Origin of the sequence: Nocardioides sp. TRM66260-LWL (assembly GCF_020075545.1) — a bacterium.
In the GTDB taxonomy this organism is placed as follows: domain Bacteria; phylum Actinomycetota; class Actinomycetes; order Propionibacteriales; family Nocardioidaceae; genus Nocardioides.
In genome coordinates, this window is record NZ_JAIQZK010000001.1 from 993,381 (window position 1) to 1,015,422 (window position 22,042).

At 72.8% G+C, this 22,042-nt stretch carries 21 protein-coding genes and 4 tRNA genes; 24 read left to right on the top strand and 1 reads right to left on the bottom strand.

Translation table 11 applies throughout. The annotated features are described in order from the left end of the window. Positions 1-296 precede the first annotated feature (296 nt). Positions 297-368 (bottom strand) — tRNA-Val (locus tag K8Z61_RS04720). A gap of 305 nt (positions 369-673) precedes the next feature. On the opposite strand from K8Z61_RS04720, the gene K8Z61_RS04725 reads away from it, so the two are divergent. The 24 genes from K8Z61_RS04725 (at position 674) to K8Z61_RS04840 (ending at position 21,962) form a co-directional block, all read left to right on the top strand. After that, positions 674-746, top strand: a tRNA-Gly gene (locus K8Z61_RS04725). A gap of 32 nt (positions 747-778) precedes the next feature. After that, positions 779-852, top strand: a tRNA-Cys gene (locus K8Z61_RS04730). 12 nt (positions 853-864) lie between these two features. After that, positions 865-939: transfer RNA gene (locus K8Z61_RS04735), tRNA-Val, on the top strand. Between the two features lie 160 nt (positions 940-1,099). Further along, complete coding sequence (gene thrS, locus K8Z61_RS04740) at positions 1,100-3,088, top strand: threonine--tRNA ligase (protein WP_224127005.1); 1,989 nt, start codon at positions 1,100-1,102, stop codon at positions 3,086-3,088. A gap of 256 nt (positions 3,089-3,344) precedes the next feature. Further along, entirely contained in the window at positions 3,345-4,382 is a 1,038-nt protein-coding gene (locus tag K8Z61_RS04745) for a diiron oxygenase (RefSeq protein WP_224127007.1), read from the top strand. A gap of 89 nt (positions 4,383-4,471) precedes the next feature. Further along, positions 4,472-6,154 carry an FAD-dependent oxidoreductase gene (locus tag K8Z61_RS04750; RefSeq protein ID WP_224127008.1) on the top strand — a complete coding sequence of 561 codons (1,683 nt, stop codon included), beginning with the start codon at positions 4,472-4,474 and terminating at the stop codon, positions 6,152-6,154. Between the two features lies 1 nt (position 6,155). After that, a complete protein-coding gene (locus tag K8Z61_RS04755) occupies positions 6,156-6,863 on the top strand; it encodes a TetR/AcrR family transcriptional regulator (protein WP_224127010.1) in 708 nt (235 codons plus the stop codon). After that, a complete protein-coding gene (locus K8Z61_RS04760; protein WP_224127012.1) occupies positions 6,860-7,378 on the top strand; it encodes an HIT domain-containing protein in 519 nt (172 codons plus the stop codon). Before K8Z61_RS04755 ends, K8Z61_RS04760 begins: the two co-directional genes overlap by 4 nt. A 9-nt stretch (positions 7,379-7,387) precedes the next feature. Further along, positions 7,388-8,005, top strand: a complete 618-nt coding sequence (pgsA, locus tag K8Z61_RS04765) for a phosphatidylinositol phosphate synthase (protein WP_224127014.1) — start codon at positions 7,388-7,390, stop codon at positions 8,003-8,005. A gap of 29 nt (positions 8,006-8,034) precedes the next feature. Continuing rightward, positions 8,035-8,964 carry a pyridoxal 5'-phosphate synthase lyase subunit PdxS gene (gene pdxS, locus K8Z61_RS04770; protein WP_224127016.1) on the top strand — a complete coding sequence of 310 codons (930 nt, stop codon included), beginning with the start codon at positions 8,035-8,037 and terminating at the stop codon, positions 8,962-8,964. Positions 8,965-9,150: 186 nt separating this feature from the next. Continuing rightward, positions 9,151-9,693, top strand: coding sequence for an alternate-type signal peptide domain-containing protein (locus K8Z61_RS04775; RefSeq protein ID WP_224127018.1), 543 nt, complete (start codon positions 9,151-9,153; stop codon positions 9,691-9,693). Positions 9,694-9,703: 10 nt separating this feature from the next. Further along, complete coding sequence (locus K8Z61_RS04780; protein WP_224127020.1) at positions 9,704-10,303, top strand: signal peptidase I; 600 nt, start codon at positions 9,704-9,706, stop codon at positions 10,301-10,303. Beyond that, positions 10,296-10,907 (top strand): SipW-dependent-type signal peptide-containing protein, encoded by a 612-nt coding sequence (locus K8Z61_RS04785; RefSeq protein ID WP_224127022.1) that lies wholly within the window; start codon positions 10,296-10,298, stop codon positions 10,905-10,907. The genes K8Z61_RS04780 and K8Z61_RS04785 overlap by 8 nt, the downstream gene beginning before the upstream one ends. Further along, positions 10,904-11,332 carry a hypothetical protein gene (locus K8Z61_RS04790; protein ID WP_224127023.1) on the top strand — a complete coding sequence of 143 codons (429 nt, stop codon included), beginning with the start codon at positions 10,904-10,906 and terminating at the stop codon, positions 11,330-11,332. The genes K8Z61_RS04785 and K8Z61_RS04790 overlap by 4 nt, the downstream gene beginning before the upstream one ends. 43 nt (positions 11,333-11,375) lie before the next feature. Continuing rightward, positions 11,376-12,026 carry a pyridoxal 5'-phosphate synthase glutaminase subunit PdxT gene (gene pdxT, locus K8Z61_RS04795; RefSeq protein ID WP_224127024.1) on the top strand — a complete coding sequence of 217 codons (651 nt, stop codon included), beginning with the start codon at positions 11,376-11,378 and terminating at the stop codon, positions 12,024-12,026. Positions 12,027-12,102: 76 nt separating this feature from the next. Beyond that, a complete protein-coding gene (locus K8Z61_RS04800; RefSeq protein ID WP_224127026.1) occupies positions 12,103-12,870 on the top strand; it encodes a YebC/PmpR family DNA-binding transcriptional regulator in 768 nt (255 codons plus the stop codon). Positions 12,871-13,001: 131 nt separating this feature from the next. Further along, positions 13,002-13,571, top strand: coding sequence for a crossover junction endodeoxyribonuclease RuvC (gene ruvC / locus K8Z61_RS04805; RefSeq protein ID WP_224127027.1), 570 nt, complete (start codon positions 13,002-13,004; stop codon positions 13,569-13,571). Beyond that, a complete protein-coding gene (gene ruvA / locus K8Z61_RS04810) occupies positions 13,568-14,167 on the top strand; it encodes a Holliday junction branch migration protein RuvA (protein WP_224127029.1) in 600 nt (199 codons plus the stop codon). Before ruvC ends, ruvA begins: the two co-directional genes overlap by 4 nt. Before the next feature lies 1 nt (position 14,168). Next, on the top strand, positions 14,169-15,278 hold the full coding sequence (gene ruvB / locus K8Z61_RS04815; RefSeq protein ID WP_224127031.1) for a Holliday junction branch migration DNA helicase RuvB: 1,110 nt from the start codon (positions 14,169-14,171) through the stop codon (positions 15,276-15,278). Between the two features lie 186 nt (positions 15,279-15,464). Then, a complete protein-coding gene (gene yajC, locus K8Z61_RS04820; protein ID WP_224127033.1) occupies positions 15,465-15,764 on the top strand; it encodes a preprotein translocase subunit YajC in 300 nt (99 codons plus the stop codon). A 6-nt stretch (positions 15,765-15,770) separates the two neighbouring features. Next, entirely contained in the window at positions 15,771-17,624 is a 1,854-nt protein-coding gene (gene secD, locus K8Z61_RS04825) for a protein translocase subunit SecD (protein WP_224127035.1), read from the top strand. Continuing rightward, positions 17,624-18,859, top strand: coding sequence for a protein translocase subunit SecF (gene secF / locus K8Z61_RS04830; protein WP_224127037.1), 1,236 nt, complete (start codon positions 17,624-17,626; stop codon positions 18,857-18,859). The genes secD and secF overlap by 1 nt, the downstream gene beginning before the upstream one ends. Before the next feature lie 38 nt (positions 18,860-18,897). Further along, positions 18,898-19,437 carry an adenine phosphoribosyltransferase gene (locus tag K8Z61_RS04835; protein ID WP_224127611.1) on the top strand — a complete coding sequence of 180 codons (540 nt, stop codon included), beginning with the start codon at positions 18,898-18,900 and terminating at the stop codon, positions 19,435-19,437. Between the two features lie 314 nt (positions 19,438-19,751). Further along, a complete protein-coding gene (locus tag K8Z61_RS04840; protein WP_224127612.1) occupies positions 19,752-21,962 on the top strand; it encodes a bifunctional (p)ppGpp synthetase/guanosine-3',5'-bis(diphosphate) 3'-pyrophosphohydrolase in 2,211 nt (736 codons plus the stop codon). Positions 21,963-22,042 lie beyond the last annotated feature (80 nt).

Consider the following 22,042-nt stretch of genomic DNA (forward strand, 5'->3'; position numbering starts at 1 on the left):
CCCCAGGGGTCCTCTCCCGCGGCCGGCCGAGCGGGTCAGCGGCCAGCCCGCTGTCCCTCAGGGACCGGCCGGCGGATGCACCTGCGCTCGGCATCCGTCAGCTCGCGGTCCAGGGGGCCGATCCGAGGACCGGCCCGGGGGAATCATGGCCCACGTCGGGCCCGGACGCCACGGCGGCACACCGACGATGGACAACGCTGTCTGCTGATCATGCGATCGGTCAGCCGCATGCCAGGCGGAGATGCGGAAGGGCCCCCGCCCGGGGTGTCCGGAGCGAGGGCCCTGTCGCGGTGCGGTGGGCGATACTGGGTTCGAACCAGTGACCTCTTCGGTGTGAACGAAGCGCGCTACCACTGCGCCAATCGCCCGCTGCGGCTCGGCCGCGGTGGCCGACTGTAGCGCATGCCGCGGGCGCCGATCACATCGACGCCACCGAGGCCGACGACCCGCCTCCGGCGGGACTCGAGCAGGCCTCGAGCAGGCCGACGGGCGTCGAGGAGCCGGCTCGCGATCGGACCAGCGACCATCGTTCCGGGCCGGTGCGAGGGGGCGTCGGCCGCGTGCCCGGAGCCGTCGGCAACCCTCGCGAAACGCCGTCGTCACCCGGATTTGGCGCCCCTGCACCTCTCGGCTAATGTTCCATCTCGCACGCCGGGCCCGGCCCGGAGCGCAAGCGGACGTAGCTCAGTTGGTAGAGCGCAACCTTGCCAAGGTTGAGGTCGCGAGTTCGAGCCTCGTCGTCCGCTCGGAGAGGTCTCTCTCTTGGTTGGGCCTCCGTGGTGGGTTGGCCGAGAGGCGAGGCAACGGACTGCAAATCCGTGTACACGGGTTCAAATCCCGTACCCACCTCCACAGCATCACCCCGGGCGATTGGCGCAGTGGTAGCGCGCTTCCTTGACACGGAAGAGGTCACTGGTTCAAACCCAGTATCGCCCACCACGCAGTCGAGGCCGGTCCCGTCGGGGCCGGCCTCCTCGTCTTTCCAGGGCAGGCGCCCGGGCCGGTGCGCGCGAATCCGGCGCGACCGCAGCGCCGTCGCGTCGATAGGATCGCGGCGCCCGCGCAGCCGCCGGGCGCATGCCCAGGCGAGGAGTCACCCGTGTCCGAGATCCAGGTCGTCCGACATCACGCGCAGCAGCGTGAGGAGCGGACGGTCACGACCGGCACCAAGGCCTGGGAGCTGTTCGCCGACGACCCCGCGATCATCGCGGCGCGGGTCGGGGGAGCGCTCAAGGACCTGTCCTACGAGCTGGCCGAGGGCGACGAGGTCGAGGGCGTGGCGATCGACTCCGCCGACGGTCACGACATCCTGCGCCACTCCTGCGCGCACGTGATGGCCCAGGCCGTCCAGGACCTCTTCCCGCAGGCGCGGCTGGGCATCGGCCCGCCGATCCGCGACGGCTTCTACTACGACTTCGACGTCGAGACGCCGTTCACCCCGGCCGATCTGGAGAAGATCGAGACCCGGATGCGCAAGATCGTCAAGGAGGGCCAGCGGTTCTCCCGCCGCGTCACCACCGACGCCGACGCCCTCGTCGAGCTGGCCGACGAGCCCTACAAGGTCGAGCTGATCGGCCTCAAGGGCGCGGGCGCGTCCGACGACGCCGCAGAAGGCGCGAGCGTCGAGGTCGGCGCCGGCGAGCTGACGATCTACGACAACGTCCGCCGCGACGGCGAGGTCGCCTGGAGCGACCTGTGCCGAGGCCCGCACCTGCCGACCACCAAGCGCATCCCGGCGTTCAAGCTCATGCGCAGCGCCGCGGCCTACTGGCGCGGCGACGAGAAGAACAAGCAGCTCCAGCGGATCTACGGCACCGCGTGGGAGTCCAAGGAGGCGCTCGAGGAGCACCTGCACCGGCTCGAGGAGGCCGAGAAGCGCGACCACCGCAAGCTCGGTCGCGAGCTCGACCTGTTCTCCTTCCCCGACGAGATCGGCTCCGGCCTGCCGGTGTTCCACCCCCGGGGCGGCGTGATCAAGCGGGTGATGGAGGACTACGTCCGCCAGCGGCACATCGAGGAGGGATTCTCCTACGTCGGCACCCCGCACATCAGCAAGGACGGCCTCTTCCACACCTCGGGCCACCTGCCGTACTACGCCGACACGATGTTCCCGCCGATGGAGTTCGAGGGCGCGAACTACCAGCTCAAGGCGATGAACTGCCCGATGCACAACCTCATCTTCAGCTCGCGCGGACGCTCCTACCGCGAGCTCCCGCTGCGCCTCTTCGAGTTCGGCAGCGTGTACCGGTACGAGAAGTCCGGCGTCATCCACGGCCTGACCCGCGTCCGCGGGTTCGCGCAGGACGACTCCCACTCCTACTGCACCCCCGAGCAGGCCCCGGCGGAGGTCAAGCACCTGCTCGACTTCATGCTGGGGGTGCTGCGCGACTTCGGCCTCGACGACTTCTACCTCGAGCTCTCGACCCGCGACGACTCCAAGCCCGACAAGTTCGTCGGCTCCGACGACGACTGGGCCACCGCCACGGCGATCCTCGAGGACGTCGCCCACGCCTCGGGTCTCGAGCTCGTCCCCGACCCCGGCGGTGCCGCGTTCTACGGCCCGAAGGTCTCGGTGCAGGCCAGGGACGCCATCGGTCGCACCTGGCAGATGGGCACGGTGCAGTACGACTTCAACCAGCCCGCGCGCTTCGGCCTGGAGTACAACTCCTCGGACGGCACCAAGAAGCAGCCGGTGATGATCCACTCGGCCAAGTTCGGCTCGATCGAGCGGTTCCTCGGCGTCCTGGTCGAGCACTACGCCGGCGCGTTCCCCCCGTGGCTGGCGCCCGTGCAGGTGCAGGCCATCCCGGTGGCCGAGGCGTTCTCCGAGCACCTGCACGACGTCGCGCGGCGGATGCGGGCGCGCGGCCTGCGCGTCGAGGTCGACGACTCCGACGACCGCATGCAGAAGAAGATCCGCAACGCGCAGCTGCAGAAGGTGCCGTTCATGCTGATCGCCGGCGCGGACGACGTCGCGGCGGGTGCGGTGTCGTTCCGCTACCGCGACGGACGCCAGGACAACGGCGTCCCGATCGACGAGGCGATCCAGCGGGTGCTCGACGCCGTGGCCTCGCGCGAGCAGGTCTGACGCCGCACGGCGTCGCACGACGTCGACGACCGCTGCGACGGCAGCGACGGCAGCGACGGCAGCGACGAGGCGTCCCCGACGGGGCCGGGCCAGCGTGGCCCGGCCCCGTCGTGCTGTCGTCCGTCTGTGACCTGAGTTACCGGCGGGTAACGTAAATGCGACACGATGTCGCGCAAACCCTTGTAACCGGACGCCATGTCGCATTAACCTCGTGAGTGACCTGCTCCACACGTGTCACGACCCGAGGTGATCCGCGATGACTGCCACCCAGCTCCCCACCGACTCCGCCGCCGTGCTCGCCTCCTTGGAGGAGATCGAGGCGCAGACCGCCCGCATGGTGGCCGAGAAGTCCTACGAGGACCGGCTCCGGACGCTCTCGCAGGCCTCCGTCGAGCGGCACTTCGACGCCTTCGTCGACATCGACTGGGACGCCCCCGAGAACGCGATCCGCCTCGACGACACCCGCTGGGTGCTCCCCGAGGTCGACGTCCTCGGTCGCACCGAGTGGTACCGCTCGCTCCCCGTCGAGGAGCAGATCCGCGTCGGCCTCTACCGCCAGGCCAACATCACCAAGGTGGGCCTGCAGTTCGAGCAGGTGCTGATCGCCGGCCTGATGAACTACGCCTTCCGGCTGCCGAACGGCTCCCCGGAGTTCCGGTACGCCACGCACGAGGCGACCGAGGAGTGCCACCACACGCAGATGTTCCAGGAGTTCACGAACCGCTCCGGCATGCCGGTCGAGGGCGGTCACTGGCTGCTGCGCAAGCTGGCCCCGTTCCTGCCGCTGGCCGCCCGCTGGGTGCCGTTCGGCTTCTTCTGGGGCGTGCTCGCGGGCGAGGAGCCGATCGACCACGTCCAGAAGTCGATCCTGCGCGCCGGCAACGAGATGCACCCGCTGCTGCAGCGGATCATGCAGATCCACGTCGCCGAGGAGGCGCGTCACATCGGCTTCGCCCACCAGTACCTCGAGCACCACGCGCCGCGCCTGAGCCGGGTGCAGCGCGGCGTCCTCTCGGTCGCGATCCCCGTGATCATGCGCTGGCTGTGCGACGAGATCCTCGTCCCCAGCAAGAAGGCGCAGCGCGACATGGGCATCCCGAAGAGCGTCGTCAAGGAGCTCTACTGGGACGCCCCGGAGTCGCAGAAGTTCCTGCGCGACCTCTTCGGCGACGTCCGGATGCTCGCCGAGGACACCGGCATGATGAACCCGGTCTCGCGCCGGGTCTGGAACCTCCTCGGCATCGGCGGTCGGCCCTCGCGCTTCCGCAGCGAGGTCGCCTCGGCCGCAGCCTGACGCACGTCGGCGCGTGGGGCCCCACGGCCCCGCGCGCCGCGTCCTGTGCGCACCGCCCGCCACCGCTCCCCAGGATCCCGAGGTCACCCGTGCCCTACGTCGTCACGCAGCCCTGCTGCGCCGACGCCTCGTGCGTCGTCGCCTGCCCGGTCAACTGCATCCACCCCGCCCCGGGCGAGCCCGGCTTCGGCACCAGCGAGATGGTCTACATCGACCCGCGCTCGTGCGTGGGCTGCGGCGCGTGCGTCACCGCCTGCCCGGTCGAGGCGATCAAGCCCGACACGGCGCTGACGCCGGCCGAGCAGCCGTTCGCGGCGCTCAACGCCGCCTACTACGACGCCTTCCCGCACGCCGACCGGGCACCGCTGCACGTCGTCGCGCCCCAGCGGCGGCTCGCGTCCTCACAGCCGCGGCGGGTGGCGATCGTGGGCGCCGGACCGGCGGGCCTCTACGTCGCCGACGAGCTGCTCAAGCACCCCGAGGTGAGCGTCGACGTCCTCGATCGGCTGCCCACCCCGTACGGCCTGGTGCGCGCGGGCGTCGCCCCCGACCACCAGCACACCAAGCGCGCCACCGACCTCTTCGGAGCCATCGAGCGCGAGCGCGGGTTCTCCTACCTGCTCGGCGTCGAGGTCGGTCGCGACGTCACGCTCGCCGAGCTCGAGGAGCGCTACGACGCCGTCGTGTACGCCGTCGGCGCCGCCGCGGACCGTCCGCTCGGCATCCCCGGCGAGGACCTCGACGGCTCGCTCTCGGCCACCGATCTCGTCGGCTGGTACAACGGGCACCCCGACAAGCAGGACCTCGCCGTGGCGCTCGACCACCCGCGGGCGGTCGTCGTCGGCAACGGCAACGTCGCGCTCGACGTCGCCCGCATCCTGACCGCCGACCCGGACGCGCTGAGCGCGACCGACGTCGCCCGGCTGCCGTGGGCCCAGCTGGCCGCGAGCGCGGTGCGCGAGGTCGTGGTGCTCGGACGCCGCGGACCCGAGCAGGCCGCGTTCACCATGCCCGAGCTCATCGGACTGGTGGCGCTGAGCCGCGCGGGCCGGCTCAACGTCGTGGTCGAGGCGGGCGACGCGCCGCTCGGCGACGACGCGCGCGGCGACCTGCTCGCCGAGCTCCGCGACCGACCGCGCGAGCCCCACCTCCGCACGCTGGTGCTGCGCTTCCTCGCGGCCCCGGTGCGCCTGGTACCCGACGCCTCCGGCGCGCGGGTCGGCGCGGTCGAGATCGCCCGCACCCGGCTGGAGGCCGACGGCGAGGGCGTGCGCGCGGTCGCGACGGGGGAGACCGAGGTGCTCGAGACCGGCCTCGTCCTGCGCTCGGTCGGCTACCGCGGCCTGCCCGTCGCCGACCTGCCCCACGACGAGCGCACCGGCACCGTCCCGAACGACCACGGGCGGGTGCGCCCGGGCGTCTACGTCGCCGGGTGGGTCAAGCGTGGGCCGAGCGGGTTCATCGGCTCCAACAAGGCGTGCGCCCAGGACACCGTCACAGCGCTGCTGGACGACGCCGACGCGGGGCTCCTGCCGGCTCCCGCCGTGAAGGGCGATCTCGCCGCGGAGCTGCGGGAGCGGGGCGTCGACGTCGTCGACCGCGACGACTGGCACGCGCTCGACGCCGAGGAGCGCCGCCGCGGCGCGTCCGCCGGGCGACCCCGCACGAAGATCGTCGACCGGGCCGAGATGACGCGGGTGGTCGCCGACGCCCGACGCGGGTCCGGATACGCTGCGCAGCGCAGGCGACGCAGACCTTTCGATCGGAGCTGAGATGGCCACCAGCGACACCGCGCGTCCCGACGGACGCCAGGTCCGCTGGGATCGGCACAACCAGGAGCGACGTCAGCGCATCATCGACGCCGCCATCGAGGTGATCAGCGAGAGCGAGCCGGGCGCGGAGTTCCACGTCCAGCAGATCGCCGAGCGGGCCGGGCTGTCGCGCACCGTCATCTACCGCCACTTCAGCGATCGCGCGGACCTCGACCGCGAGATCCAGGTGGCGATCCTCGACGACCTGTGGGCCCGGCTGCTGCCGGCCGTCACGCTCGACGGCACCGTGCCCGACATCATCTCCCGCATCGTCTCGGTCTACGTCCGATGGGCGGTCGAGCACCCGGCGCTGCACCGCATCGCCGAGCAGGACACCCCGGGGGACAGCCCGCTCCAGCAGGGCATCGAGGTCATCGCGCAGCAGCTCGTCGAGCTGATCGAGACCGCCGTCGACCTGCTGCGCGTCGATCCGGCGCCCGAGCTGCGCGCGGCCATCGACCCGCTCGTCTTCGGCCTGGTCGGCGCGGTGTTCGCCGCGGTCCGTCGGTGGGTCAGCCGGCCCGAGCGCACCCCCGACGCCGAGCTGCTCGTCGAGCTGGTCACCGAGTCGGTCTGGTTCATCATCGTCGGCCACGCCCGCGCGCTGGGCCTGGAGCTGCGCCGCGACCAGCCGGTCGAGGAGCTGCTGGCCAGCGTGGAGGCGTCGTGACCGACCCCGACGGCCTCGATCGGCTCTGGACGCCGCACCGCCTCGCGTACGTCCGCACCGCCGGACCCGAGGCCGAGGAGCCGGGCTGCCCGTTCTGCCGCATCGGCGCCGCCGCGGCCGGCGGCGAGGACGACCTCGTCGTCGCCCGTGGCTCGTCGGTCTACGCGGTGCTCAACCTCTACCCGTACAACCCCGGCCACCTGATGGTGCTGCCCTACCGGCACGTGGCCGACTACGCCGACCTCGACGACGTCGAGACCGCCGAGCTCGCGGCGTTCACCAAGGCCGCGCTCGGCGCGATCCGCGCGGTCAGCCGCCCGCACGCCTTCAACGTCGGCCTGAACCTCGGAGGTCCCGCCGGCGGCTCCCTCTCGGAGCACCTGCACCAGCACGTCGTCCCGCGCTGGTCGGGCGACGCCAACTTCATGACGGTCGTCGCCGGCACCAAGACCCTGCCGCAGCTCCTGGGGGACACCCGCGACCTGCTCGCCGACGCCTGGCCGACGAGTCGGTAGCCTGCGCGCATGCTGGACCGCTTCAAGGGCTTCTGGCAGGGCGTCATGCTGGCGCCCTTCGTCAGGCTCTTCATCCGCCTCGGCGTCTCACCCGACGCCGTCACCTTCGTCGGCACCCTCGGGGTCTGCGCAGGCGCGCTCGTGTTCTTCCCGCAGGGGCACCTGCTCACCGGCGTGCTGGTGATCACCGCGTTCGTGTTCAGCGACCTCATCGACGGCCAGATGGCCCGCGAGACCGGCCGGTCGACGAAGTTCGGCGCGTTCTGGGACTCCACCCTCGACCGCATCGGCGACGGCGCGATCTTCGGCGGCCTGGTGCTCTACTTCGCCGGCCCCGGCGACTTCTACCTCTACGCCTGCCTCTCGCTGTACTGCCTGGTGATGGGCTCGGTGACGTCCTACGCCCGCGCCCGCGCGGAGTCGCTCGGCATGGACGCCAAGGGCGGCATCGCCGAGCGGGCCGACCGACTCGTCGCGATCCTCGTGATGACCGGCCTCGGGGCGATCTTCGACCTGCCGATCCTGATGTACCTGACCCTGTGGGTGCTGGCCTTCGCCAATACCTACACGGTGGTGTTCCGGGTGCGGAAGGTGCATGCCCAGGCGGTGCTGGACGCAGCCCTGTGACGGGTCGGCCCCGAACGTAGAATCGGGGCATGTCCGAGACCGCTCAGAGCCCCGAGACCACCGACAGCCCCGGCGTCACCGCCACCGGCACGTCGCGCGTGAAGCGCGGCATGGCCGAGATGCTCAAGGGCGGCGTCATCATGGACGTCGTCACCCCCGAGCAGGCGCGCATCGCCGAGGACGCCGGCGCGGTCGCCGTGATGGCGCTCGAGCGCGTGCCCGCCGACATCCGCGCCCAGGGCGGCGTGGCCCGCATGTCCGACCCCGACATGATCGAGGGCATCAAGGCCACCGTCTCGATCCCGGTGATGGCCAAGGCCCGCATCGGCCACTTCGCCGAGGCGCAGGTGCTGCAGTCCCTCGGCGTCGACTACATCGACGAGTCCGAGGTGCTGACCCCGGCCGACTACGCCAACCACATCGACAAGTGGGCCTTCACGGCCCCCTTCGTGTGCGGCGCCACCAACCTGGGCGAGGCGCTGCGGCGCATCACCGAGGGCGCGGCGATGATCCGCTCCAAGGGCGAGGCCGGCACCGGCGACGTCTCGAACGCGGTGGGCCACATGCGCACCATCCGCAAGCAGATCCGCCAGCTCGCGGCGCTGGCCGAGGACGAGCTCTACGTCGCGGCCAAGGAGCTCCAGGCGCCGTACCAGCTGGTCGCCGAGGTCGCGGCCGCCGGACGCCTGCCCGTCGTCCTGTTCACCGCCGGCGGCATCGCGACCCCGGCCGACGCCGCGCTGATGATGCAGCTCGGCGCGGACGGCGTGTTCGTCGGCTCGGGCATCTTCAAGTCCGGCGACCCGGTCAAGCGCGCCGAGGCGATCGTCAAGGCCACGACCTTCTACGACGACCCCGACATGGTCGCCAAGGTCTCCCGCGGTCTGGGCGAGGCGATGGTCGGCATCAACGTCGACGAGATCCCGGAGCCGCACCGGCTCGCCGAGCGCGGCTGGTGAGCCTGCGCCGCTGAGCGCCGCTGAGCGTCCTGAGCGTCCTGACGGCCCGTCCCTCCCGAGGGGCGGGCCGTCGGCGCGTCGGGCCGCGGACTCGGCGGTCCAGACCAGCGGTCAGGTCGGTCCGACCCGCGCCGATGCATCCGGACGACGGGCCGAGAGCCGGCCCGCTGACGACGAGAGCCCGACATGCGCCACTCCCTCAAGGGAGCGCTCGCAGCCGCAGGTGCGGTGGTCGTGCTGGTCGGGGGGTCCGGGACCCTCGCCTTCTGGACCGACGCCGTGACGCTGCCCGGCGGCACCGGCATCGCGAGCGGCTCCCTCAAGCTCACCGACACCACCACCGGCGGCTGCGCCGCAGCAGGCTGGGTCCTCGACTCGGCCGCCTCGCCCGCCGGGGCGACGTTCGTGCCCGCGACCGGGCGGCTCGTGCCCGGCGACGTCCTGACCAAGACGTGCACCTTCACCGTCGCGGCGACCGGCACCCACCTGACGGCGGGCATCGCGGTCACGCAGCCCACCAAGACGGGGTCGCTCGCCTCCGCGCTCACGGTGGCGGGCACCTTCACCTCCGGCGGCTCGCCGGTGACGACGCTGACCTCGGCGAACGACGGGGCCACCATCACGGCCCGGATCACGCTGACCTTCGACCCCGCGTCCGGCAACGCGACCCAGCTCACCAGCGCGGACATCGGCGACTACGGCGTCGCCGTCACCCAGACCCACGCATGAGGCCCTCGGGATGCGCGGGCTGAGCAGGACGCTGGGCCGCCTGGCGTCGGCCCTGGTCGTGCTCGTCGCCGTGCTGGTGGCGGCGCTCGCGATCGTCGCGGGGGTCGTGCCCCGTCTGGTCGGCGGAGGCGCCTACGCCGTGCTCACCTCCTCGATGGCCCCCGGCCTGCCGCCCGGGACGCTGGTGGTGACGCGCGGCGTCGACCCCGATGACGTCGGCATCGGCGACGTCGTCACCTACCAGCTCGTGTCGGGGGAGCCCGCGGTCGTGACCCACCGCGTGGTCGGCCTGCGCACGGGCGCCGACGGCGCCCTGCAGTACGTGACGCGGGGCGACGCCAACCCGGTCGACGATCCCGCTCCGGTCCGGGCCGCGCAGGTGCGCGGCACGCTGTGGTTCGCGGTGCCGTGGGTCGGGCGCGCGACGGTGCTGCTCGGGCCCGCGGCGCGGCAGGACGCGTCCCGCGCCCTCGCCGCGCTGCTCGCGCTGGTGGCGGCGCGCGAGACGATCCGCGCGTGGCGTGGTCGGGGGAGTCGCCCCGGGAGCGGCTCGACCTCCGCCGCGACCCGCCGGGACGGGGCGGCCCGCGTCGGAGCGCACCGTGGCTAGCCGTGGGCGCCACCGCGCGAGGCGACGGCCGCGGCGCGGCTGGATCGTCCTCGCGGCCTCCGGGCTGGCGGTGCTGCTCGGCGTCCCGGGCACCTGGGCCGCCTGGACCGACGCCGCCGGCGTCACGGGCACGAGCGTGACGGCCGGCACGATCGACCTGAAGGTCGACAACGGCGACTCCGTGACCACCTCGACCCTCTCGATGAGCGCGATGGTGCCCGGTGCCACCAGCGCCCAGGTGCTCACCCTGCGCAACGCCGGCACCGCCCCGCTGAAGTGGACCGCGGCGGGGGGCGTGTCGGGCACCGACGCCGGCGCCTACGCGAGCGCCGGCGCCCTGCAGCTGCGGCTGGTCGTGGGCGGCACGCGCAGCGGCTCCGGGAACGCGGCGACGTGCTCCGGCGGCACCGTGCTGCTCGGCTCCACCGCCCTGACGGCGTCGACCTCGACCTCGCTCGTGAGCACGCGCCAGGGGCCGCTCGCGGCCGCGGCGACGACCGCCCTCTGCGTCGAGCTGACCTTCGACGCCAACGCCCCGCAGACCCTGGCCGGCGCGACGGCGGGCCTCACCCTGACGCTGACCGCCACCTCGGACGTCTCGTGAGATCGCGAGCGCGCGGCGGCCACGGGGCCCGGAGGCTGCGGCGCGTCGCGCTGCCGAGCGTCGGCCTGCTGGCGCTGGCGCCGGCCGCCTGGGCGGCGCCCTGGACCGACCCCGCGAGCGCCACCGGCACCGTGCTCACGGCCGTCACGCCGGTCGCCCCGACGGTGGCGTGTCCGGGCGCCCTCGGCATCGGCTCGATCACCTTCGCCTGGCCGGCGGTGCCGAACGCCACCGGCTACACCGTCGCCTACGGGCTCGGCGGCGGCCAGAGCACCACCGTGACCTCCCCGAGCATCACCCTCACCGGGCTGGTCAGCGGCGGGAGGCTGAGCGTCCGCACCGACTACGGTGCCTGGCGCTCGGCGCCGTCCTCGCCGACCCGCACCTACTCGGTGCTGCTGGCGGCGGTGAGCACCTGCTCCTGAGCCGCTCCCGGGAGGTCCGGGCGCGCGGCCTAGGCTTCGGCGCGTGCCGACCGCCCCCGACCGCGCCCCGACCGCCCCGACGATCGGCGTCCTGGCGCTCCAGGGCGACGTCCGCGAGCACCTGCGTCATCTCGACGCCCTCGGCGTCGCGACCCTCGCCGTGCGCCGGGTCGAGGAGCTCGAGCGGTGCGACGGCCTCGTGCTGCCGGGCGGGGAGTCGACCACGATCGTCCGCCTGGCCCGGATCTTCGGCCTGCTCGAGCCGCTGCGCGCGGCCATCGCCGCCGGTCTGCCGGTGCTCGGCACCTGCGCCGGGATGATCCTGCTCGCCGACCGCGTGCTCGACGGCGAGCCCGGACAGGAGACCCTCGGAGGTCTCGACGTCACGGTGCGGCGCAACGCCTTCGGTCGCCAGGTCGACTCCTTCGAGGGCCCCGTGCGCATGGTCGGGCTGGACGAGCCGGTGCACGGGATCTTCATCCGCGCGCCGTGGGTCGAGGAGGCCGGGCCGGACGTCGAGGTGCTGGCCCGCGTCGAGGGGGAGGCCCTCGCGGGGGCCGCCGACGGTAGGATCGTCGCCGTCCGCGCGGGCCACCTGCTGGCCACGTCGTTCCACCCCGAGGTCGGGGACGACCTGAGGGTGCACCGGCTGCTGCTCGACCTCGTCGAGCGGCGTGCGACCGCCGGCCGCTGAGGCCCACCGCGGACCCAGGATCAGCCAGCCACGATCTGTCGCGATCAGCGAGGATCCCGAGCCAGAAGAGGTACCGATGTCCGGCCACTCGAAATGGGCGACCACCAAGCACAAGAAGGCCGCCATCGACGCCAAGCGCGGCAAGCTGTTCGCCAAGCTGATCAAGAACATCGAGATCGCCGCGCGGATGGGCGGGCCCGACGCGTCCGGCAACCCGACGCTGTACGACGCCATCCAGAAGGCGAAGAAGCAGTCGGTGCCGAACGACAACATCGACCGCGCGGTCAAGCGCGGGGGCGGCCTCGAGGCCGGCGGCGCCGACTACGCCACGATCATGTACGAGGTCTACGGCCCGCAGGGCGTCGCGCTGCTGATCGAGTGCCTCACCGACAACAAGAACCGCGCCGCCATGGAGGTGCGCACGGCCGTCACCCGCAACGGCGGCACGATGGCCGACCCCGGCTCGGTCTCGCGGCTCTTCGAGCGCAAGGGCGTCGTGGTCGTCACGAAGTCGCAGGAGGGGCGCACCGTCGAGGAGGACGACCTGCTCGAGGCGACCCTGGACGCCGGCGCCGAGGACGTCGCCGACCACGGCGAGACCTTCGAGATCACCTCCGCGCCCGGCGACGTCGTGGCCGTGCGCAGCGCCCTCCAGGCCGCCGGCATCGACTACGACTCCGCCGACGTGCTGTTCGTCGCCTCGATGGACATCCCGGTGGCCGACCCGACCGCGGCCATGAAGGTCTTCAAGCTCGTCGACGCGGTCGACGACCTCGACGACGTGCAGAACGTCTTCTCCAACGCCGACATCCCCGAGGACGTCCTCGAGGCCATCGACGCCTGAGCCGGCCGGACCGGCCGGGCCGGCCGGCCCGGCCCGCCCCGCGTGTCGTCCACTCGGACGGCCGCGGGCGGGCTACGTTGGGAGCGAACAGACGTTCGATCCCGGCCGGTCCGGGTGGAGAGGAGCCAGCGGTGCGCGTGCTCGGCATCGACCCCGGTCTGACCCGCTGCGGGCTGGGCCTCGTCGAGGGCTCGGTCGGTCGGCCGCTGCACCTGATCGACGTCGGCGTCGTGCGCACCAGCGCCCAGCTGCCGGTGGCGGAGCGGCTCGTCACCATCGAGCGGGGCGTCGAGGCGTGGATCGAGGAGCACCGTCCCGACGCCGTCGCGGTGGAGCGGGTGTTCGCGCGCTCCGACGTCAGCACGGTCATGGGCACCGCCCAGGCCAGCGGCATCGCCATGGTGGTCGCGGCTCGTCGCGGCATCCCGCTGGCGCTGCACACGCCGTCGGAGGTGAAGGCCGCCGTCACGGGCAACGGTCGGGCCGACAAGCAGCAGGTCGGCGCGATGGTCACGCGCATCCTGCGCCTCGACGCCGTGCCCAAGCCGGCCGACGCCGCCGATGCGCTGGCCCTCGCGATCACCCACGTCTGGCGCGGAGGCGCCCAGGCCCGCCTCGAGCAGGCGCAGGCCCGGCTGGGTCGCGGCACCGCCCCCGCGACCATCACCGGCACGAGCACGTCCACGAGGAGCATCCGATGATCGCGTTCGTCCGCGGCCGCGTGGCGGCCGTGACCCTCTCGACCGCCGTGGTCGACGTCGGGGGCGTCGGCTTCGAGGTGCAGTGCACCCCCGCCACCCTCGCGACGCTGCGCGAGGGCGCGAGCGCCACGCTGCCCACCAGCATGGTGGTGCGGGAGGACTCCCTGACCCTCTTCGGCTTCCTCGACGTCGAGGAGCGCGCCACCTTCGAGCTCCTGCAGACGGCGTCGGGCGTGGGCCCCAAGCTCGCCCAGGCGATGCTCGCCGTGCTGGGGCCGGACGACCTGCGCCGGGCCGTGGCCGGCGAGGACGTCAAGACGCTGACGCGGGTGCCCGGCATCGGCCAGAAGGGCGCTCAGCGGATCATCCTCGAGCTCAAGGACCGCATCGGTCCCGTCGTCGGCGCCGGGCGCCCGGCCCTCCCGACGCCGGGGGAGGAGCCGTGGCGCGAGCAGGTCACCCAGGGGCTGATGGGCCTGGGGTGGTCGGCCCGCGACGCCGCGGGCGCGGTCGACGCGGTCGCCGACCAGGCGGGCGACCGTCCCGACGTCGGTGCGCTGCTGCGCGCCGCGCTGCGTACGCTGGCCCGGGGCTGAGATGGATCCCGATCTCGATCCGCTCGACCCGCTCTCCCGGGCGGAGGCGGCCCACCTCGCCGCCCGCGGCTCGCTGACCGACGCCGACGCCAGCGGCGACGAGCGCGCGATCGAGGCGGCGCTGCGTCCGCGCAGCCTGGCCGAGATCGTCGGCCAGGCGCGCGTCCGCGACCAGCTCGGCCTGGTGCTCGAGGCGGCGCGGCTGCGCGGCCGTGCCCCCGACCACGTGCTGCTCTCGGGCCCGCCCGGCCTCGGCAAGACCACCCTGGCCATGATCATCGCCGCCGAGATGAGCGCGCCGCTGCGGCTGACCTCCGGCCCCGCGATCACCCATGCCGGCGACCTCGCGGCGATCCTGTCGGGCATGAACGAGGGCGACGTCCTCTTCATCGACGAGATCCACCGCATGTCGCGTCCGGCCGAGGAGATGCTCTACATGGCGATGGAGGACTTCCGGGTCGACGTCGTCATCGGCAAGGGCCCCGGCGCCACCGCGATCCCGCTGGAGATCCCGCCCTTCACCCTCGTCGGCGCGACCACCCGGGCCGGGCTGCTGCCCGGGCCGCTGCGCGACCGGTTCGGCTTCACCGCCCAGCTGGAGTTCTACGAGCCCGACGAGCTCGATCGCATCGTGCACCGCTCGGCCGGTCTCCTGGGCGTCGAGCTCACCGCCGAGGGATCGGCGCAGATCGCCTCGCGCTCGCGCGGCACCCCGCGCATCGCGAACCGCCTGCTGCGCCGGGTGCGCGACTTCGCCCAGGTCCGCGCCGACGGCGTCGTGACCCTGGAGGTCGCCGAGGCGGCGCTCGAGCTCTACGAGGTCGACCGGCTCGGCCTCGACCGCCTCGACCGCGCCGTCATCGACGCGCTGTGCCGACGCTTCGGCGGCGGACCCGTCGGCATCGCCACGCTCGCCGTGGCGGTCGGCGAGGAGCGTGAGACGGTCGAGGAGGTCGCCGAGCCGTTCCTCGTCCGGCTCGGCTTCCTGGCCCGCACCCCGCGAGGGCGCATCGCCACGCCCGCGGCCTGGGCGCACCTGGGCCTGCGAGCCCCGGCGCCCGATCCGTCGGTCGGGCCGTCGGACGCCGAGCAGATGCTCTTCGACGGCTGAGCGGAGCCGTCCCGGCGACGTCGCGATGAACGACCGGCGACGACGGCGTGCCGGGGTCGGACGGTCGCGGGGCGGGGCGGGCCCGCGTCGCGTGCGCGGTTACACTGGCGCGTCGCGCTTCGACCGCCCTCTCGGGTGGTGCGCGTCCCCATCGTCACCGTCGTCTCATCGAAGGGCCCGCCGTCCGTGAAGGACCTCGTCTCGCTGCTGCCGCTCGTCGGCATCGCACTGGTCTTCTGGCTGCTGCTGTTCCGTCCGCAGCAGCGGCGCGTGCGGGAACTCGGGGCGCTGCAGCAGTCGTTGACGATGGGTGAGGAGATCATCCTGACCTCGGGTGTGTACGGCGTGGTCCGCCGCCTCGAGGACGACCATGTCCGGGTCGAGATCGCCCCGGGCGTCGAGATCAAGGTCGCGCGCGGTGCCGTCGGTGGCGTCGTCCGGCCCGATGCCGCGTCGGACGAGCCGACGCGGCCTGAGGAGAGCTGACACACGATGGCACGCAGAACTCCCCGGCCGGGACGCACGCTGGTGGCGTTCTTCCTCGGGGTCGCCGTCCTCTACGGCCTGGTGGCCGTGGGCGGCACCTGGAAGCCCGCGCTGGGCCTGGACCTCGAGGGCGGCACGCGGATCACGCTGATCGCCAAGGGGAACCCGACCACGGAGAGCCTCGCCGAGGCCAAGAACATCATCGACCGACGCGTCAACGGGTCGGGCGTCTCCGAGGCCGAGGTCACCACCCAGGGCAACCGGTTCATCATCGTCGAGATCCCCGGCCAGTCGCGCCGCGACCTGATCGAGACCGTGCAGCGTCAGTCGCAGCTGCGCTTCCGCCTCGTCGCCTGCCTTCCCGGCCTCGGCCCCTGCGGCGCCTCCGCCGCCGGCGCGGGCGGCACCGGCGGGGCCATCCCGGGTCTGACCCCGGGCTCGCCGGCGACGGGCGGCTCGGGCGGCTCCGGTGGCTCCGGCGGCTCCGGCGCCGGGTCGAACCGGCCCGCGCCGGCGTTCGGCCGCCTGCCCGCCGCCGACGCCTCGCCGTCCGCCAGCCCGAGCAGCAGCCCGTCCAGCCCCGCCGCCTCGCCGTCCGACGCCGGGCAGGTCTCCGACTCCGCGACCAGCACCGCGTCGCCGTCGGCCTCCGCCGAGCCCGCGGGCACCGTCGCGAGGCTGTCCGCCGATCAGCAGAAGCTGGTCGACTCGTGCCTGGCCTCCGCGGCCAAGGACCCGAACATCGGCAAGCCGCTCGACTGGTACAAGAAGCCCACCAGCCAGTGCGTCGCCGCCTACAACGCCTACCAGTGCCCGCAGGCGGCCCCGTTCCAGGCGATGGAGGACAACCCGTCCCTGCCGCTGATCACCTGCGGTGACGACGGCACGCCGTACCTGCTCTCCGCCGCGGCGGTCGAGGGCACCGAGCTCTCGGGCGCGGGCGTCGCGACGCCCCAGAACGGCATCGGCACCGTGGTGACCCTGCAGTTCAACGGCACCGGCACCAAGCAGTTCGCCGACATCTCGACCGCGCTGGTCGGCACCGGCGACCGCTTCGGCATCGTGCTCGACGGCACGGTGCTGAGCGCGCCCAGCATGGAGGGCCGCATCGTCGACGGCAACGCGCAGATCTCCGGCGACTTCACCCAGGAGAGCGCGAACAGCCTGGCGACGAGCCTGCGCTACGGCTCGCTGCCGATCGCCTTCGAGAAGCCCTCGACCCAGACCATCGGCCCGTCGCTCGCGGGCGACCAGCTCAGCGCCGGCATCGTCGCGGGCCTCGCCGGTCTGATCCTGGTGGCGATCTACTGCCTGGTCTACTACCGCGGCCTCGGCCTGGTCGTCCTCGGCTCGCTGGCGGTCGCGGCGGCCATCACCTACGCGCTGGTGCTGCTGCTCGGCGTGAGCGCGGGCTTCACGCTCACGCTCCCCGGCATCGCCGGCCTGATCATCGCGGTGGGCATCACCGCCGACTCCTTCATCATCTTCTTCGAGCGCATCCGCGACGAGATGCGCGAGGGCAAGTCGATGCGGGTCGCGGTCGAGTCGGGCTGGCAGCGGGCACGGGTCACGCGTCTGGCCGCCAACGTGGTCTCGCTGCTCTCCGCGAGCGTGCTCTACATCTTCGCCACGGGCGTGGTGAAGGGCTTCGGCTTCGCGCTGGGCCTCTCCACGCTCATCGACCTCGCCGTGCTGTTCTGGTTCACCAAGCCGGCCGTGTCGTTCCTCGCCCGCTACCGCTTCTTCAACGGCGGCGGACGGATGTCCGGCCTCAGCCCGGAGTCGCTCGGCATGGACGCCGCCGCGATCCCGAGGTCGGCCTCCCTCAGCTCCAAGCTCTCGGCAGGAGGCAACGCCTGATGGGCAAGTTCTCGCGGCTCGGCAACGAGCTCTACAACGGTCGCCGCTCGATCGACTTCGTCGGTCGTCGGCGCACCTTCTACGCGATCTCGCTGGTCCTCGTGGCCGGCGCCATCGCGATCATCCTGCTCAAGGGCATGAACTTCGGCGTCGAGTTCACCGGCGGCGTGCAGTACCAGGCCACCGTCCAGCCGGGCGCGGCCACGCAGGGCGCCGCCGACGACCTGCGCCAGAAGATCGCCGACTCCGGCGTCGAGGGCGCCGGCAACCCGAGCGTCACCACCGCGGGCGACGCCGGGCTGATCGTCCAGGTCGAGGACCTCAGCACCGAGGCGAACGACCAGCTGGCCGGCATCATCACCCAGCAGCTCGGCATCCCGGCCTCGTCGCTGTCGCAGGACGAGATCGGCGCCAGCTGGGGCAAGGAGGTCGGGCAGCGGGCCGCGATCGGCGTCCTGGTGTTCCTGGTGCTGACGGTGCTGTTCATCTGGGGCTACTTCCGCGAGTGGAAGATGTCCGTGGCGGCGCTGGTCGCGCTGTTCCACGACATCGCGCTCACCGTCGGCGTGTACGCGATCTCGGGGTTCACGGTGACGCCGTCGGCGGTCACCGGACTGCTCGCGATCCTGGGCTTCTCGCTCTACGACACCGTCGTGGTCTTCGACAAGATCCGCGAGAACACCAAGGACCTGCGGACCTCGCGCACGACCTACGCGGCGGCCGCGAACCTGGCGGTCAACCAGACGCTGGTCCGCTCGATCAACACCTCGATCGTGGCCCTCATCCCGATCGGCGCGATCCTCTACGTCGCCACCGTCCAGCTGGGCGCCAGCTCGCTGCAGGACCTCGCGCTCGCGCAGTTCGTCGGCATGGCCGTCGGCGTGTACTCCTCGGTGTTCCTCGCGCCCCGCGTGCTGGTGCACCTGAAGTCCACGGAGGACGACGTGAAGGCCGCCGAGAAGCGGGCGAAGGCGCGGGCCAAGGCGCAGGCCGACAAGTACGCCGCCGTGCCGGCCTTCTCCGAGGACCTCGCGGTCGCCGACGAGCCCGACGAGCTGCGCGAGGACGACGACCGCAGCGTCGCCGCCGCGCCGCGATCGGCCCCGCCGCGGCAGCAGGAGGCGCTCGGACGCGGCCGCACCGCGCCGGCGTCCCGCGGCCCCGTCGCCCCGACGAACGCCGCCGGTCGCGCGCAGCCCAGTCGTCAGCCCAAGTCGAAGCGCGGCAAGCGCTGAGCACCGCCGGAGCCGACCGGGCCGCCCGGGCCGACACGCTGGCCCGGGCGCGCGCGGCGCTGGCCGAGCACCTGCGCGACGTGCCGGACTTCCCCGAGCCCGGCGTGGTGTTCAAGGACATCACGCCGGTGCTCGGCGACCCCGAGGCGCTGCACCGGATCGTCGCCGGACTCGCCGTCGCCGGCCGTGACGACGACGGCGCCCCGCGCGTCGACGCCGTGCTCGGCATGGAGGCCCGCGGGTTCATCCTCGGCGCGCCCGTCGCGATGGCGCTCGGCACCGGCTTCGTGCCGGTGCGCAAGGCGGGCAAGCTGCCCCGGGAGACGCACGCGGTCTCCTACGACCTGGAGTACGGCTCCGCGACCCTGGAGCTGCACCGCGACGCGATCCGTCCCGGGCAGCGGGTGCTCCTGGTCGACGACGTACTCGCCACCGGCGGCACGGCGCGAGCCACCTGCGACCTGGTCGCGGCCGCCGGGGGAGAGGTCGTCGGCGTCGCGGTGCTGATGGACCTCTCGTTCCTGCCGTGGCGCGAGGCGCTCGCCGGGGTGCCGGTCACCTCGCTGCTCTCGGTCTGAGCCGCCGTTCCCCGGGCCCGGCGCGGGGATGCGCCTAGACTGACGGGGTGAGCGAGGAACCGCGCGGATCGGCTGTCGGAGCGGCACCGGAGCGCGCGGTGCCCGAGGCGGCCGCGCCCGCCGACGGGCCCGCCACCGAGCGTCCGACGTCGAGGCCGACTCGTCCCGACCGGGTCGAGCGCGCCACCGGTCAGGCGGCCGCGGGTGCTCCGGTCCCGGCGCCCAGCGGTGCGCGCTCCGCCGCGGCGCGCGGCGCGGCCGTGACGCCGAGCGGCCCGAACTCCGGCCGCTCGGTGCGCGCTCGGCTCGCGCGGATGGGCACCCGCAGCCAGCCGACGAACCCGGTGCTCGAGCCGCTCTTCCGGGCCGTGCGCGCCCACCATCCCAAGGCCGACCTCGCGCTGCTGGAGCGCGCGTACCTCACGGCCGAGCAGATGCATGGCACGCAGATGCGCAAGAGCGGCGACCCGTACATCACCCACCCGCTCGCGGTGACGACGATCCTGGCGGGCATCGGCATGACCGAGCCGACGCTGGCCGCGGCCCTGCTGCACGACACGGTCGAGGACACCCCCTACACCCTCGAGCAGCTGCGCGCGGACTTCGGCGACGAGGTCGCGCTGCTCGTCGACGGCGTCACCAAGCTCGACAAGGTCGTCTACGGCGACTCCGCGCAGGCGGAGACGATCCGCAAGATGATCGTCGCGATGTCGCGCGACATCCGGGTGCTCGTCATCAAGCTGGCCGATCGGCTGCACAACATGCGCACGCTGCGCTTCGTCCCGCAGGCCAGCCAGGAGCGCACCGCCCGCGAGACCCTCGACATCTACGCTCCGCTGGCCCACCGCCTCGGCATGAACACGATCAAGTGGGAGCTGGAGGACCTCGCGTTCGCCACGCTGCACCCCAAGATCTACGACGAGATCGTGCGGATGGTCGCCGAGCGCGCCCCCTCGCGCGACCAGTTCATGGCCGAGGTGATCAGCCAGGTCGAGGACGACCTGCGCGAGGCGAGGCTGAAGGCGAAGGTCACCGGCCGCCCGAAGCACTACTACTCGATCTACCAGAAGATGATCGTGGGCGGCCGCGACTTCTCCGACATCTACGACCTCGTCGGCATCCGCGTGCTCGTGGAGGAGATGCGCGACTGCTATGCGGTGCTCGGCGTGCTGCACGCGCGCTGGAATCCGGTGCTCGGCCGGTTCAAGGACTACGTCGCGATGCCGAAGTTCAACATGTACCAGTCGCTGCACACGACCGTCATGGGCCCGCAGGGCAAGCCGGTGGAGATGCAGATCCGCACCTTCGGCATGCACCGCCGCGCCGAGTACGGCGTCGCGGCGCACTGGAAGTACAAGGAGGACGGCCGGGCCGGCGTCGACACCGAGCGGCGCGGCGACCTCGAGGACATGGCGTGGGTGCGCCAGCTGCTCGACTGGCAGTCCGAGGTCGAGGACCCGGGCGAGTTCCTGGAGTCCCTGCGCTTCGAGATCAACCGCGCGGAGACCTACGTGTTCACGCCGCGCGGCGACGTCATCGCGCTGCCGGCCGGCGCGACCCCCGTCGACTTCGCCTACGCCGTGCACACCGAGGTCGGCCACCGCACCATCGGCGCCCGGGTCAACGGCCGGCTCGTCCCGCTCGACTCCACGCTGCAGAACGGCGACTCGGTGGAGGTCTTCACCTCCAAGGCCCCGACCGCGGGCCCGTCGCAGGACTGGCTCGGCTTCGTCCGCTCCCCGCGCGCCAAGTCGAAGATCCGGCAGTGGTTCACCAAGGAGCGACGCGAGGTCGCGATCGAGCAGGGCAAGGAGCAGATCGCCAAGCTCATGCGCAAGGAGGGCCTGCCCCTCAAGCGCTTGATGTCGCACGAGTCGCTCATGCTCGCCGCCGAGCACTTCAAGCTGGCCGACGTCTCGGCGCTGTACGCCGCGGTCAGCGAGAGCAACCTCTCCGCGCAGGCGGTCGTCCACCGCGTGATCGAGGCGCACGGCGGCACCGAGGGGGCGCAGGAGGACCTCGCCGAGGCGATCACGATCACCGCGCCGCGCCGCCGCTCGAAGGTCGCCTCCGGCGACGACGTCGGCGTCGTGGTCAAGGGCGCCCCGGACGTGTGGGTGAAGCTCGCGAAGTGCTGCACCCCGGTGCCTCCGGACGAGATCCTCGGCTTCGTCACGAAGGGCGGCGGGGTCTCGGTGCACCGCGGCGACTGCACGAACGCCGCCGAGCTGCGCACCCAGCCCGAGAAGCTGCTCGAGGTCGAGTGGGCGCCGAACTCCAAGTCGAGCTTCCTGGTCAACATCCAGGTCGAGGCGCTCGACCGCTCGCGGCTGCTCTCGGACATCACCATGGCGCTCTCCGACGCGCACGTGAACATCCTGTCCGCACAGCTCTCGACCACGCGCGACCGGATCGCGCGCAGCCGGTTCTCCTTCGAGATGGCCGAGACCATGCACCTCGACAGCGTGCTGCGCTCGGTGCGCAACGTGGCCGGCGTCTTCGACGCCTACCGCGTCACGCAGTAGCGACCCGGCGACCCCGCGACCCCGCGACCCCGCGACCCGCGAACCCGGCGAAGCCGCAATGCGGACGGCCCCGCACCCGG